Source organism: Arachidicoccus sp., assembly GCF_050436765.1.
Lineage (GTDB): Bacteria > Bacteroidota > Bacteroidia > Chitinophagales > Chitinophagaceae > Arachidicoccus.
In genome coordinates this window covers 1-15,051 of sequence record NZ_JBNQGD010000374.1, presented here as the reverse complement: position 1 = coordinate 15,051, position 15,051 = coordinate 1, and the positions used below count along the sequence as shown (strand labels likewise).

Here is a 15,051-nt window from a genome sequence, read left to right as displayed (position 1 = left end):
ACATCAAATCAAAATTAAAATTGGCGATTTTAAGATTGTTCTGTGCATCCAACAAAGTCAATTCCACATTGCTTTGTTGCAATTCAGCTTTCATCAAATCGTTTCGAGCAATTATACCATTAGCCTCCAAATTGGTAAAGTCCTTCGTACGTTGCTGAGATGTATGCAAGTTTTCAGTTACCAATTTTACAGCGGCATTCGCTTTATAAAGATTATAATATGCATCGACCGTATTTTGAATTACCTTTTCTTTATCATTTTGGGCGTCCAACTTCGCAGCTTCGGCAAGATACTCAGCAGATTTTATTCCATTAGTAATCTTACCTCCCGCATATAAAGGCATTGACGCCGAAAGAATACCATAAAGAGCTTGGTGTACATTTGGAAAGGAACTACCAGAGCTGCTGCTATCACTATTATTGCTTCCACCACCTAACTTAATGTTGATTTTAGGCTGCATTAAATATAAATATGCACCCGAAACTTTGAGGTCGGGTAGCTGATTATTCTTTGCTTCATCTTGCATAGCAATTGCTTGTTCCACCTTTGATGAGGACATTTTTAGTGTCTTGCTGTTACTCAAACTTAGCTGAATAGCTTCTCTAAGGTTCAGCATTTTGTCTGTTTTTTGCGCACATAATAAAACTGGCGCGAACAATGAAAGCAAGAAAAATGGGGATAATTTAATCATATGTTTCATCTATCTATCTATTTTTTATTTTTATTCTAAAACCTTTTAAATTCCTGAAAGATTCTTCTCTTTAAAATAGGCCTGCAAAATTATTTTTATAATTACCGATACCTAAGAATTTTCGGTAGGTGAAGGTATTTTGGCGATAAACATCTTATTACTGTGCTTTAAGAAATTACCTATTTCAAAAGTAGACAGCGCATTAAATGCTTTAAATAGTCAATTACCTTTTTCTTAATTTTTACATCTTCAAAAGGATCAGTGCCCTCATGGGTTTCAAAAACAAGACCACAAATGGTACGTGACAAGAACACATGATTAATCGTTCCGACAATAGTGGAAACAACCAACCCTGCGTCTACCTTCTTAAATTCACCCGACTTGTATCCCTCATCTATAATTGTACGATATAGTAAACTATTTCTTTTGAAGATTACACCAATAGCCGTATTTAAATCGGGACGCTTATTAAGCATCACTTCACTTTGCAATACCTTATGAAAATGGCGGCGCTCCAATACCTTTTCTACCTGTAACTCAATCATTTTTTCCACTTTTTGTATAGCCGACATCTTTTTATCCTGCACGACCGCTTCCAATACTATGCGCATCTGATTGGAGCGACTCTCAACAATGGTCTCAAATAATTTTTCTTTGGTACCAAAGTAATAATTGATCATTGCAATATTTACGCCGGCAGCACTTGCCAAATCTCGCATTGATGTACCTTCAAAACCGTTCTTCGAAAACAATTCAATGGCCACATTTACAATATGAGCTTTTTTATCCGTCATAATAAACCTCCTTTTTTTATAATCGCGATGCAAAATTAAACAATTGTTTAAATTAATCAAACATTTGTTTGATTTTTTTTCAAACTTTATTCTTGCAGGCGATATTTTAGGCTGAATGCGACCTGTTGCTTACTTTTAAACAAAAAACATCAATGATGCCAAATATGCTTCTAGCAGAAAAGTTTTTACAATTAAAACAGATAATGGATGAGTTGCGTAGTCAATGTCCCTGGGATAAAAAACAAACGATAGAAACGCTTAGACCGATGACCATTGAAGAGACCTACGAATTGGCTGGGGCGATTGATGAAAATAACTGGATGGAAATAAAGGAAGAATTAGGAGATATATTGCTGCATTTACTTTTTTATACCAAAATTGCTTCGGAGCAAGAGAAATTTACTTTATAAGATGTAATTGACGGCATTACCGAAAAAATGATTAAACGCCATCCACACATATATGGAGACGTCAAAGTAGAAAATGAAGAAGATGTAAAAAGAAATTGGCAAAAAATAAAGATACAACAGGAGGGCAAAAAATCAGTGTTAAGCGGAGTTCCTAAGGCAATGCCCTCAATTGCAAAAGCTACTCGTATACAGGAAAAGGTAAAACAAGTAGGGTTTGAATGGAAGCGAAAAGAAGATGTGTGGGAAAAAGTAGAGGAGGAACTGGAAGAATTAAAAAGGGCTGAAACAACCGGCGATGGAGCCGAGGTCGAAGAAGAATTGGGGGATGTTTTTTTTAGTTTGATAAATTACGCACGCTTTTTGAAGGTAGATGCCGAGACAGCTTTAGAAAAATGCAACAAAAAATTTATAACTCGCTTTCAATTAATGGAAACAATGGCCAATCAGGAGGATAAGATTCTGGCCAATCTACCTTTACAAGAAATGGATTCTTTCTGGAATAAGGCAAAAGCAATGCTAAAAAATAATGGTTAACTATTTTGAAGGATAACTTAATATCACAAAAACCTCTTTTCAAAAATGCCTATTTATTGATAATAGCGGCATGGTTGTTTACTATATCTTTTATAGTAAGTAACTATTGGGCATATAATTCAACGCCATTAAAGGTACAGCAAGGCTTTGAGCATTATCTTTCTCAAAGGGAATTTGCTTTTGAGGACTTAACCACAGATACTTCTAAATTATCCATTTTATTAAACGATAAATCCGATAAGTCTACACTGCAATTGGGGGATGCGGATTTCGGCATATTTGTATTCAAAGAAGCAGATAGTGGTAAAATCCACGAGATCTATTGGAATACGTTTAACATGAACTTATCCCCTTCTGACATAGATCGACCCGACGGATATTATCCATTTAATGGCTCCAACGGCTTTTTTGAACTGCTAAAAAAATCCATCTCAAAGGATGGATCCAACTATGTTATAGCCAGCCTTATTCCTATAAAATGGAAATATTTTATAGAGAATAAATACATCAGTAATTCTTTTGCTTATTCAAATTCAATTAGGAATAAATATTATATAGCTTCCGGACTAAGCGGCTTCCCCATTTATAACTCTAAAGGCGTGACTGTTTTTAGGTTAGCTCAATTCAATCAAAGTAATACTTCTGCACCCAACTCGCTATCTGTTACTTTGATGCTAATTGGGCTAGTTTTTATCTTAATTTTTATTAATAGCAGGATTAATGAAGTTGCTACAAATCGAGGGTTTTACTACGGTTTGGGGTGGCTTTTATTCACAGTAATATCTATTAGGCTCATTACTTATTGGCTCCCCATACCTTTCAACTTCCGAAGCTACGAGTTATTCTCACCGCTGGTATATGCGTCTAGCGTTTTGCATTCTTCTCTAGGAGATTTATTGATTAATGTGCTTTTGTTTTTCTGGATAACATTCTTTATAAAATATAGACATCAAGAACTTATTTTAAAAGCGAAAAATTATTGGTTTGACAAATATAAAAAAGCTTTTGGGGCAGCTTCATTATTTCTATTTGCCATGTTTACCATCAATATGGTGAATATTGTTTGCAGCTTAGTAATTGACTCAAAAATACCGCTGAATGTAACTGACTTTTTTAATTTGAATATATATACGCTAGTTACTTTCTTCATTCTCACATTTATTATATTAAGTTATTACAATCTTTCTTATTTTTTAATGCTCCCAGCCACCCAGGCGGGGATTGAAAAGCTTTGGCGGATTACTATACTGATGATTTCCGGCTTACTTATCATCACTTTACAAGTTTCCCCGAGCTTTATTTCAATCAAACTTGTCGCTCTATTGTGGCTAATACTTTATTGCTTTATTTTAGATTTCCGGAAAGAAGATTTACCTAAAGCTCTGGTGAGCTCACCCTATTTCCTATTTTGGCTAATGTTTTTTGCAGCTTCCATTACTTTTATCATAAGAACAATTGATAATAGAGACATGGAACAAAAGAAATTGTTCGCTCAATCATTAGCAGAACAATCTGATAATGCAGGGAAAAATTTACTGAATATGGCAATCGGTAATTTTAGCGACTTTTTCTTGGAAGATAATTTTCATCGTATGCAGTCGCCCAATGAAAATAGGTTTATAAAAGACAGCCTAATGGCGAACAACTTTTCAGGCTTCTTAAATAATTATCAATATGAAATATATACTTTCGATAGTGCGCAACACCCATTATACAACAAAGATTCAACCTCCTTTAATACGCTAAATGTGCTCATTGGCACAATGAGTCAACACGGTGACATTCCCAATTTATATGTGTATGAGGCACAAGGTAAACAGTTTGAATATGTACTTAGAAAGAAAATTACAAAAAGAGATAGCCCATATCAAACACTTGGTTATATTTTTATGGTCATATCTCCTAAGGGGGGATCAAATAATGACTTGTCAAACGGATTACTTCAGGAGAGTTCTTTCATGTCCGAAGAAACACCTCCTGCTTATTCTTTCGCCATATACCAAAACAGGCATTTAATAAAAAATAATGATGCCTATGTATTTTCCGATTCTATAGCCCTGTCTCAGGTACCAAAAGATGAATTTAAAGAGGTAAAGAATAATAGAACCAATGAACTTTGGTATAATGCCGGAAATAATATGGTAATTGTCGTAATGCAAAAAAGCAACAATTTTATTTCAGGTCTTACCTTATTTGCCTATATATTTTCGTCCTTTGTTGCTTTCATAGTCATACTGAAGATTCTTGGATTTCTATTTCAGTCTCGATTCAAATGGGCAATTATTAAGAAGTCATTCAAATTCAAAATAAGGATTCAAATACACGCGACCATTATATTTATTAGTGCCTTTTCCTTTATCATTATTGGCATTTCAACCATCTCGTTTTTCATTATGCGGTTCAACAAAAGTAATCAAGAAAGGCTTACTGAGAATGTCCAAATTCTGGTAAACGAGATACAAGAAAGCCTAGACAAAAGCCTACCTTTTACATTAAAAACACCTAATGATTTAGATAATTTTTTCAGTAAGAATGAGATTGATAAGATTGTGATTGGACTGGCAAATATGAATGAACAGGAAGTTAATTTATATAATCTGCAGGGTCTGCTCAAAGCATCTTCTCAACCCTATATTTTTAATAAAAATATAGTGAGCAACAAAATGCAGCCCAATGCTTATTATCTGCTACATTATAAACATCATATCAAAGTATTGCAAAACGAAAAAATTGGAAAGTTCCAATACCTAAGTATTTATGTCCCTATTTATGATGTTAAAAAAGAGCCTATTGCCTATTTAAACGTACCCTTCTTAAATTCACAAAATGAACTGGAACAAGAAATATCCAGCTTCTTGGTTACTGTAATCAATTTGAATGCACTTATATTTTTACTGGCAGGAGCAATTGCTGCATTGCTTACATTACGTATCACTCGATCGTTCTCCGTCATAAAAGATAAAATGCGAAAAATAAATGTAGGTATGGAGAATGAAGAGATTTCTTGGAACAGAAAGGATGAAATTGGTGATTTGGTAAAGGAATATAATATAATGGTGCGTAAGCTCAATGATAGTATTAAAGCTTTAGCTCAGAGTGAACGCGAAGGTGCCTGGAAAGAAATGGCCCAACAAGTCGCACATGAAATTAAAAACCCTTTAACACCCATGAAACTTAGCCTTCAATTTTTAAAACGTGCTGCCGACAATAATGCCGATAATATAGTTGAGCTAGCCAGGAAGGTGCCCAATATGTTGATAGAACAAATAAATCAACTAGCAAATATCGCCAGTGATTTTTCACATTTTGCCAAAATTCAGTCTATAAAGCCTCAATATTTTAATATCAGCGAAATATTAGAGCCGTTAATTTTGCTCCATCAAGCCCAGGAAAATGTAAAAATCACCTACACTAAATCAGATATACCCAACATAATACATGCCGATAAAACACAAATCAACAGGCTCTTTACCAATCTTATAAAGAATGGCATTGAGGCTTCCGCTAAAAATGAGAAAATTGAGATTTCCATCACAGAAGAAAGAATAGAAAATCAAGTATTAATAACTGTGCAAGACAATGGAGAAGGTATTTCAAAAGAGGAAGCCGGAAAGCTTTTTGAGCCAAACTTCACTACGAAGTCATCAGGGACAGGCCTAGGGTTGGCTATCTGCAAGGGTATCGTTGAAATTGCCAAGGGACAAATATGGTTTGAGAGCACAAAAGATAGCGGGGCCGCATTCTATGTTAGTCTTCCATTAGTGGAAGTTCAGGAAAACGATATCATTTAATTCTAATTCATTTTCCCGGGAACCATTAAATCAAAGGCAGGAATTAAGACAGTAAATAATTGCTTAGTTGCCTGATTTTCCATTGTATATTCACCATGCATTCTCCCCATTTCAGAAGCCAAATTTACACCACTTACGTATTGAAAAGAATCTTCGGTTTCAATGTAAGGTTGCGCACCTATAACGCCCTCCCCTTCTACTTCTTGACGCGTTCCATTACTGTCAAAGATATACCAGTGCCTGCTCAGTAAGCGGACAGTAAAAGTATTATGATTTTCAATAGTGATTCTATAAGCGAATAAATGTTCTTGTTGCAAAGCATTGCTTTGATCAGGTTGGTAAAATGTTTCTACATTTATTTTTATGCCTTGCGATATTTGGAAAGTCATAACCTAATATTTATGATATAAAGATAAGGTTTTTGCATTTATAACCTGATTTCACATCCATCGGTAATTAATTAAGCCGTTTTTTAGTGCTCTGGTGGACAACAAGAGGCGACTCTCCCCCTTTTTCTTTTTCTAGTTATACGACTATGAGCTCACAATTATTTTAGTTCTTCAAAAAAGCCGGTCTTTTTATTTTTGCGCACATTATCCCAGTTATAATAGCGTCCATTCATAGCCACATATACACCATGTGGCAATGTTTGCAAAAAGGCCAATGCGGCGCCTAAATTGAAAAAGCCGTCAGAACTACCAAATTTATAAGGAATCATAGCTCCCGTTATCACAATCGTTTTAGATAATTTTTCCTTGGCTAAAAACTTTGCGGTGAGTTCCATTGTATCTGTACCATGTGTAAGCAAAATTTTATCTTCTGGCACCGTTCTGCAATTATGCAAAATCAATTCTCTATCGGTATCGGTCATCTCTAAACTATCTACCATCATCAATGTACGCACTTCGGCAGCTACAGTACAACGCCCCAATTTCAACATTTCGGGAACATGTGTTTCTTCAAAATCGAGCTTCCCATTAATCATATCATACTCCTTGTCAAAAGTTCCCCCTGTAATTAAAATTCTGATAGCCATACCGATTTATGATTTTTGAATGATGAATTAAAAACAATCCACGACAATCCTCACCCTTCTATTTATAGGTTTTCTTTGTCGCTTCCCATAATACAATACCGGCTGCAATAGAAATATTGAGAGAATGCTTTGTACCGTATTGCGGTATTTCTATACAACCGTCACATAGATCAATTACACATTGCTGCACACCTTCTACTTCATTGCCCAGAACCAGCGCAATTTTATCATGTTGGACGAAGTCAAACTGTTCTAATGAGATACTGCCACTCGCCTGTTCTACCGCAAATACCTTAAAGCCTTCTTCTTTCAGGACTTTCAAAGCATCTAATATATTTTCAAAACTTAGCCAATTCACCGTTTCAGTAGCACCCAAGGCTGTTTTATGAATATCGCGATGTGGTGGCTTAGGGGTATATCCGCACAAAAAAATGGCTTCCAATAAAAAGGCATCTGCCGTCCGAAATACGCTACCTACATTATTCATACTACGGACGTTATCGAGCAGAGCTATTACAGGTTTCTTCTCGGCCAGTTTAAATTCATCAACAGACTTTCTGCGCAATTCATCCATACTTAATTTCTGCATAAGGCAAATGTACTACAAAGAGGTCTATCATTAAATAGCTGAAAGTGTATCCGCCAAAATTTTATTGATTTCTTCAGACCGGTTAAACACCATAAAATGCGTACCGCCTTGTATCGCAATTTCATTTTTCACTTTTTTAAAAGGAAGAATAACATCTTTGGTACCATGCAACTGAAGCATTCTTTTTGGAATAAATTCATTATCCCAACTTAGTATCCTCGGAATAGCCCAATGTACAAATTTTGGGGATGCGTTATGCATAACTGCCTTCAGCAATTCTTTATCTTCCTTTGATTGAGCACCTAAAAGCCAGTTGGAGAAAAAATTACTATGATGATAAAAATAAGCAGGGATAAGTGCAGCAATCCCCAGATGCCCGACAAGCGTAAACCAAAAAGGTAAAGCTTTTTTATTGACAACGCTCGAAATTAAAACAGTAAATGCAGGCTTAAGAAATTTATTTATTTCAACCGACATCAATCCACCCAAAGAAAGACCTACTAAAATAAAATCTTCGTTTGGCTCGATTCTTTGAGCCAGTCGCCTCGCATAATGTTCAAAAGTTTCCTTTTCCAAAGGATCTATCCAATCGAGATGCACAATAACAAAACCTTCCGGCAGTTTTATCCGCCGAAACATTTGTTTGTCTGCACCAAGGCCACTGATAAAATATGCTTTCATCGTTAATTGCTAATTGCAATTGTTTTTTTTAAAGTCAAGTTAAAGCCCTTGATTCGTAATGGCTAGCCTTAAGCAATGCGGCAGTATCGGGTCCCTCTTCTTTTTTATTGCAAAAACAGATAACCCTTCATTCATCTCTACGGTGAACGAAAAACCTCTTCCCTTAACTAAATCCTCCTATATTTATCATCCATCATTAACGCTTATCCAGCTGTAGGAATATTCTCAAATGCATCCGCCAATTCTCCCATAGCTTGAAGTTTCATTTTATGCGCCGTTTCGTGTCCCACGTAATTTTCAATCCATTTTTCCACCCAAACAATTACCGGCGTTAAAATAATAGCAACTACAAACTTGTAAATATAATTCATCATTCCAATCGCGAGCACTTGTGGCCAACTCCAATTGTTACCAATTTTAAAAGCGATAATCAAAACAATATAGCTATCCACTAACTGGCTTACCAATGTTGAACCTGTTGACCGCAGCCAAATCATTTTGTTACCGGTGCGTCTTTTTATTTTATGAAAAACATATACATCCACAAACTGACTGACCAAAAAAGCGACTAAACTACCTAATATTATCCACATTCCTTGACCAAAAATTCCGCTAAAAGCCCTTTGCATATTAGGAATTCCGTTCCTTGTACCCGTCGATAGCCAAAAACTTGCAGCTGGAGTCTTGATGGAAAGGTAGAACATTAGAAAAGCATAGCCAATTAAGATAATAGTCGTCAGGCTTATGCGCTTAACGGCTTTCGGACCAAAAAATTCATTTACAATATCCGTTATTACAAATTCAAAAGGCCAAAGTAAAACACCACAGGTAAGCGTAAAAGACAGGCCACTTTGTCCAAAGAGTGTAAGATTTGCCGGAGCAAAACCAAAAACTTCTTCTAAAGAAAAGATTTTACCACCAATACATTCAGCAATTAAAGCATTGGCAACAAAAAAAGCTGCAAAGCCTAAAAACAGTTTAGAAGGCTTGTCCTTAAGAAATTGATTAATCATTGAATAAAAATAAAACAGTTTGAAAAAATAAACAGAACAAACAGAAAACCCACACATATTTTTTTACCGGTAAGGCGTCCCCTTTCTTCTTAATCAAAGCTAGACTGATAAGCAATGCCAAATTAAAAACCGGCGCCAAAAACCATCCCCCCCATAATCCAACAATGTTGAGATGAAACGTTCTAAGAATAATTTTAAATCGCAACAATAGCTCTACGAAATAAATAATATTGAAGATGACCGCTACTTTAGAGAGAAAAGAGATTTTGCGCATAATATTCAAAAATAACAATAAAAGTTTCTCAACATAAAAAAATAAAGAGCACCCTGTAAAGTGGCGCTCTTTGTGAACTACCCACTCACGGCAGAGCCGATGGGTTGGGCTTCGGAGATCATAGACTTACCTAATGGCCACGCCTTACTCCGTTTTTGTTTAGTGTCCGACTTAATTCCAAAACCAGACAATATTTTTACCCCCTGTTTATCGCTTACAGCCCATCCACACTAAAGCGACGGATGGGTTGCGCGCTCCTTTTTATAAATAATAATTTCCAATGACCTCCCTATTCTTCACTTCTTCTTTCTACCGTCCAAAAGGCTGTATTATCATTACTTGTATTTGGTTGAGCAAAAGAAGTATTATTTTCTCTTTGAATCAATTGCTGAATATCATTTTGTTTCTTCAATAAGTTTTCATGAATAGCATTAGAATGAATCTTCGCAATAGTTGGTGCTATTACTAAAGATACAATACTCATTAATTTAATCAATATATTCATGGATGGTCCCGATGTATCTTTAAATGGATCTCCCACCGTATCACCTGTTACAGAGGCCTTGTGCGGTTCTGATTTTTTGTAATGCATTTCTCCATTTATTTCCACTCCTTTTTCAAAAGATTTTTTTGCATTATCCCAAGCACCACCTGCATTATTTTGAAACATTCCCATCAATACGCCTGAAACAGTGGCTCCCGCTAGAAAACCGCCCAGCACTTCGGGGCCAAAAATAAAACCTATGATTACCGGGCTGACTAAAGCAATCGCACCGGGCAACATCATTTTCTTAATAGAAGCATCAGTAGAGATGGCTACACATTTTTCATATTCTGGTGTTGCAGTACCTTCCATGATACCTGGAATAGTGCGAAACTGACGACGTACTTCTTCGACCATGGCCATCGCTGCTTGCCCTACTGCTTTGATCGCTAAAGAAGAAAATATAAATGGAATCATCGCACCAACAAATAATCCGGCCAAAACGTCTGCTCTGTAAATATCAATGCCATCAATTTTCGCAATACCCACAAAAGCCGCAAACAAAGCCAAAGAAGTTAATGCAGCAGAAGCAATTGCAAAACCTTTACCTGTAGCTGCAGTTGTATTGCCTACGGCATCTAAAATATCTGTTTTTTCACGCACATCAGCAGGTAATTCACTCATTTCCGCAATTCCACCCGCATTATCAGCTATTGGCCCAAAAGCATCAATAGCCAACTGCATAGCAGTGGTAGCCATCATACCGGCAGACGCAATAGCTACGCCATACAGCCCGGCACAATAATAGGAGCCATAGATACCAGCAGCCAAAACGATGATTGGCAACATGGTACTTTCCATACCCACCGCCAAACCACCGATAATATTTGTTGCATGGCCAGTACCTGATTGACGAATAATACTTTTAACAGGGCGCTTGCCCATAGCTGTAAAGTACTCTGTAATAATGCTCATCAAAGCACCAACACCCAACCCCACTAATATAGCTCCAAACACACCGTTGCTCGTAAATTCAGAACCACGTAAAACCATCACGGTATTGGCCGGCAGTAAATAATGGACTAAAAAATAAGCGGCTATGGCGGTCAAAATAATAGCACCCCAATTCCCATTATTTAAAGCCATTTGTACCTTAGCTGTGCTCAAACCTACATTCTCCCCTATTTTCACAAAGAATGTGGCCAAAATAGACAAAATGATACCAGTACCGGCAATCAGCATGGGTAATAAAATGGGCGAAAAGCCACTGAGGCCATCGCTCAAAGAAGCGCCACTAGGCGTTAATACTTCATGGCCTAGAACCATGGTTGCCAGGATAGTGGCCACATAACTACCAAAAAGATCGGCTCCCATACCTGCTACATCTCCAACATTGTCGCCTACATTATCAGCAATGGTCGCTGGATTACGCGGATCATCTTCAGGAATACCTGCTTCTACTTTCCCCACTAAATCTGCACCCACATCAGCTGCTTTAGTATAGATACCACCCCCTACACGTGCAAACATGGCGATACTTTCTGCCCCCAAACTAAAACCGGTTAATACTTCAATCGCTTTACCCACGTCGAGGCTATTACTCAGCTCACCTGGTGCAAAAATCGCTATTAGTATAATAAATAAACTTCCTAACCCCAAAACTGCCAAACCAGTTACGCCCATGCCCATTACCGATCCACCAGAAAAAGAGACAGCCAATGCCTTTTTCAAACTGCTTCTTGCAGCATGTGCCGTACGCACATTCGCTTTTGTCGCAATGCGCATTCCTATAAATCCAGCAAAAGCGCTTAAACAAGCTCCTGATGCAAATGAAATTGCAATCGTCCAACTAGAACCTGGGTTGCTGTAGCCCATAAAGCCTAATAACAAACCCGCAATAACCACAAAATATGCCATTACTCTATATTCTGACTTTAGAAAAGCCATAGCTCCATCAGCAATGTGTTTGGCAATTTCTTTCATTCGTTCGTTCCCTGCCTCCTGTTTCGATACCCATACACTTTTTACAATAGTATATAAAAGCCCCACAATGCCCAATATCGGGACAATGTAAAATAAACAACTCATACACAATTTATTTTAAATTTGAAAGATAGTTATGGACAAAAGTAAGGTAAAAAAAATTTGCTCGGACATATTTTTTGGTTGTAATATGACATCACTTTTTAAATAAAAAAGACGACTGCTTATTATTGTTTAGATTTACAATACGGAGCCTAAAACCCACAAGCCCTTAGCCTGTGGGATATAAGCAACTAATCCTGGTTAAGTATGTACGCACCGGTGGTATCAGCAGACGGCTCATCAAATAGAACAAACAAAATAACAATATGATCAAAAGGTATGTTCTGTCCAAAAATGCTCATCGCCAGGAACTGACGATAACATCGACAAAGACGCAAATAAGACTTTGGCACCGAAGCCTAAGGCTGAGACCCCGACCCGTAGTTGTCGGTAGCAGATGTGCAGTCCACATGCAGTAAAAAACATAATTTGACAAAACATCTTTAAGTTTACACTATTAAAATTGCAAAATGAACAAACGTAGAAAAAATACATCAGGGTTCGCAGCCAAGTTCGACGCCTTCGCTACCAAAATCACTCATATTACTGGTTCGTCTTGGGCATTTTTGGTAGCACTTATGATTATAATTATTTGGGGTATCACCGGCCCAATATTTCAATATTCAGACACTTGGCAACTGGTTATCAATACCGGAACGACTATTGTCACCTTTCTAATGGTATTTGTCATTCAACAATCACAAAACAAAGATACACTTGCGGTACATTTAAAATTAAACGAATTAATTGCCGCCAATGAGAAAGCCAGCAATAGATTGATTGATGTGGAAGATCTGACAGAAGAAGAATTAGAAATTCTCAAGAAGTATTATATTACACTTTCTAATATTTCAAAGCGGGAAAAAGAGCTAAGGAAATCTCATTCTATTGAAGACATACAAACCAAAAAGGTAGAAAGTACTATCAAAGAGGGACTCAAGAAAAAAGGATGATCACTTTTTAAAATCAACTAAAGTAGCAGTAAAGGTCGCGCGTTCACGCTTCTTAAAAAGAATGCTCCAATTACCTGAATAGCGCATAACGGTAGGTACCAATAATCCATTAATATGTTTTAATTCAACTTGCATGTGTACATCAAAATCATACAGTCCTGCTTTGTAGCTTAATGAATAGCTACGTTCCAACACATCCAATGTAAGCACATCAAATATGGTGCTCATTTTATCAATGACAATGCCACTAGCCCCAGGTTTGGGAGTAATGGTAAAAATATAAGCAGAGACCCCATTATAAGTCGTCGTTTCTAATTTATAATTATATTTTTGTTTTGCATCACTATCATACAAATCTAATTTATCACCAATAAAAGGAATACCTGGAATTTTCTTTCCTGGATTGAAAAACAACATCTTTAATTGCTCCTTCTTCTTCTCAATACCTGATTTACCGCTCGTTCCAAAAGACTGGCCAGCAACAATGTTATTCTCGCCGCAAACTTTACCTTTTACAAAAAAAAGATTGGAGAATAATTCACCGATAGTGTAATTATAAGCTCCTTTGCGATCAAAAAAATCACCAGTGGAGGTCTGCTCAAGTACTTTATCGGAACGGCAACCGCCATTATGTATTTGCTGAATTTTACTATTGTAACTTGCTTTTATGTCACCCTCTTTGTTTAAGATATTAATATTATTATAGGATGTGTAACCTACAACATGTAAGGTCTTAAAAGCCTTGTAAAAGCTCGTATCGTTTTTTATACGATACAACAATTGCGAAATGTTAATATTACTCACAGCCACATCCGGCAGACTTACACTTGCATTTTCAATTACAGTATCTACTTGCGCGAAACTGGATGTAGCAAAGCCCGCCAATAGAATGCAAAGAATTGCTAATTGTTTTTGAAAAGAAAATTTATATGATAAAAAAGCTAGTGGCACAGTAAATCTATTTAGGAAACAACATTTTATAATCTACCTGAATATTCCCTTTGGAAATATCGTTCAGTTTGCGTTGCAATAGCTTTTTCTTTAAAGGTTTTAAATAGTCAATAAACAATTTCCCTTCAATGTGGTCATATTCGTGTTGAATAATACGCGCAGTAATACCGATAAAAGTACCAGACTGTTGTTGGAAATTTTCATCCAAATACTCAATGGTTACCGACTGGGGACGCATTATATCTTCACGTATTTTTGGGATACTAAGACAACCTTCATTATATAGCCACGGTTCACCCTCCAGATGGGTAATTTTAGCATTGATAAAAACCTTTTTAATTCCTGGTTCGTCCGGAAACTGTTCATCACCTTCTTCCACATTTTCAAATATAATGCTACTATCGACCAGGAAAAGTCTTATATCTTTATTAATCTGAGGAGCAGCCAGCCCCACACCATTACTAGCCTGCAGCGTTTCCCACATATCCTCAATTAATTTACTCAATTGCGGATAATCTTTATCGATATCTTTTGCAACTCTTCTTAAAACAGGCGCACCGTATGCAATAATAGGTAAAATCATTTCTTATAAATAAGGTTTTAATGAAGATACAAAGGTAATTTAATTTCTTTACAAATAATTACCCAAATATTCCTGTAACATAATAGCAGCGGCTATTTGATCAGTATTACCTTTTTTTTGGCGGTCTTTCTTTTTCATCCCCATTTGTACCATAGCCTGAGTAGCCATTTTAGAAGTATAAC

At 36.5% G+C, this 15,051-nt stretch carries 15 protein-coding genes; 4 read left to right on the top strand and 11 right to left on the bottom strand.

Going from position 1 to position 15,051, the window contains the following annotated elements:
* Together ACQR30_RS15835 and ACQR30_RS15830 are read right to left on the bottom strand one after the other, a co-directional pair.
* On the bottom strand, positions 1-616 hold a 616-nt coding region (locus tag ACQR30_RS15835; protein ID WP_429736730.1), incomplete at its 3' end, for a TolC family protein.
* A 254-nt stretch (positions 617-870) separates the two neighbouring features.
* Complete coding sequence (locus tag ACQR30_RS15830; protein WP_429736729.1) at positions 871-1,485, bottom strand: TetR/AcrR family transcriptional regulator; 615 nt, start codon at positions 1,483-1,485, stop codon at positions 871-873.
* Positions 1,486-1,637: 152 nt separating this feature from the next.
* Here ACQR30_RS15830 and ACQR30_RS15825 point away from each other — a divergent pair, with 152 nt between their 5' ends.
* From ACQR30_RS15825 to ACQR30_RS15815, 3 genes are read left to right on the top strand one after another with little or no spacing between them, the layout of a single operon-like run.
* Entirely contained in the window at positions 1,638-1,895 is a 258-nt protein-coding gene (locus ACQR30_RS15825; RefSeq protein ID WP_429736728.1) for a MazG nucleotide pyrophosphohydrolase domain-containing protein, read from the top strand.
* Positions 1,896-1,901: 6 nt separating this feature from the next.
* The gene (locus ACQR30_RS15820; RefSeq protein ID WP_429736742.1) at positions 1,902-2,429 is read left to right on the top strand and encodes a MazG family protein; all 528 of its coding nucleotides are present in this window, start codon (positions 1,902-1,904) and stop codon (positions 2,427-2,429) included.
* Positions 2,430-2,434: 5 nt separating this feature from the next.
* The gene (locus tag ACQR30_RS15815) at positions 2,435-6,220 is read left to right on the top strand and encodes an ATP-binding protein (RefSeq protein WP_429736727.1); all 3,786 of its coding nucleotides are present in this window, start codon (positions 2,435-2,437) and stop codon (positions 6,218-6,220) included.
* Between the two features lie 2 nt (positions 6,221-6,222).
* On the opposite strand, the gene apaG is transcribed toward ACQR30_RS15815, so the two are convergent.
* From apaG to ACQR30_RS15785, 6 genes are all read right to left on the bottom strand, one after another.
* Positions 6,223-6,609 (bottom strand): Co2+/Mg2+ efflux protein ApaG, encoded by a 387-nt coding sequence (apaG, locus tag ACQR30_RS15810; RefSeq protein ID WP_429736726.1) that lies wholly within the window; start codon positions 6,607-6,609, stop codon positions 6,223-6,225.
* A 158-nt stretch (positions 6,610-6,767) separates the two neighbouring features.
* Complete coding sequence (locus ACQR30_RS15805) at positions 6,768-7,256, bottom strand: asparaginase domain-containing protein (RefSeq protein ID WP_429736725.1); 489 nt, start codon at positions 7,254-7,256, stop codon at positions 6,768-6,770.
* A gap of 58 nt (positions 7,257-7,314) precedes the next feature.
* Entirely contained in the window at positions 7,315-7,845 is a 531-nt protein-coding gene (locus ACQR30_RS15800) for an RNA methyltransferase (RefSeq protein ID WP_429736724.1), read from the bottom strand.
* Positions 7,846-7,875: 30 nt separating this feature from the next.
* Positions 7,876-8,526 (bottom strand): alpha/beta fold hydrolase, encoded by a 651-nt coding sequence (locus tag ACQR30_RS15795; protein WP_429736723.1) that lies wholly within the window; start codon positions 8,524-8,526, stop codon positions 7,876-7,878.
* Positions 8,527-8,729: 203 nt separating this feature from the next.
* Positions 8,730-9,539 (bottom strand): queuosine precursor transporter, encoded by an 810-nt coding sequence (locus ACQR30_RS15790; RefSeq protein ID WP_429736722.1) that lies wholly within the window; start codon positions 9,537-9,539, stop codon positions 8,730-8,732.
* 563 nt (positions 9,540-10,102) lie between these two features.
* Entirely contained in the window at positions 10,103-12,385 is a 2,283-nt protein-coding gene (locus ACQR30_RS15785) for a sodium-translocating pyrophosphatase (protein ID WP_429736721.1), read from the bottom strand.
* Between the two features lie 467 nt (positions 12,386-12,852).
* On the opposite strand from ACQR30_RS15785, the gene ACQR30_RS15780 reads away from it, so the two are divergent.
* Entirely contained in the window at positions 12,853-13,335 is a 483-nt protein-coding gene (locus tag ACQR30_RS15780) for a low affinity iron permease family protein (protein WP_429736720.1), read from the top strand.
* Here ACQR30_RS15780 and ACQR30_RS15775 read toward each other — a convergent pair whose 3' ends face one another.
* From ACQR30_RS15775 to ACQR30_RS15765, 3 genes are read right to left on the bottom strand one after another with little or no spacing between them, the layout of a single operon-like run.
* Positions 13,336-14,286 carry a hypothetical protein gene (locus tag ACQR30_RS15775; protein ID WP_429736719.1) on the bottom strand — a complete coding sequence of 317 codons (951 nt, stop codon included), beginning with the start codon at positions 14,284-14,286 and terminating at the stop codon, positions 13,336-13,338. It lies immediately after the preceding gene.
* 7 nt (positions 14,287-14,293) lie between these two features.
* Positions 14,294-14,869 (bottom strand): peptide deformylase, encoded by a 576-nt coding sequence (gene def / locus ACQR30_RS15770; protein ID WP_429736718.1) that lies wholly within the window; start codon positions 14,867-14,869, stop codon positions 14,294-14,296.
* A 48-nt stretch (positions 14,870-14,917) separates the two neighbouring features.
* Complete coding sequence (locus ACQR30_RS15765; RefSeq protein WP_429736741.1) at positions 14,918-15,037, bottom strand: hypothetical protein; 120 nt, start codon at positions 15,035-15,037, stop codon at positions 14,918-14,920.
* Positions 15,038-15,051 lie beyond the last annotated feature (14 nt).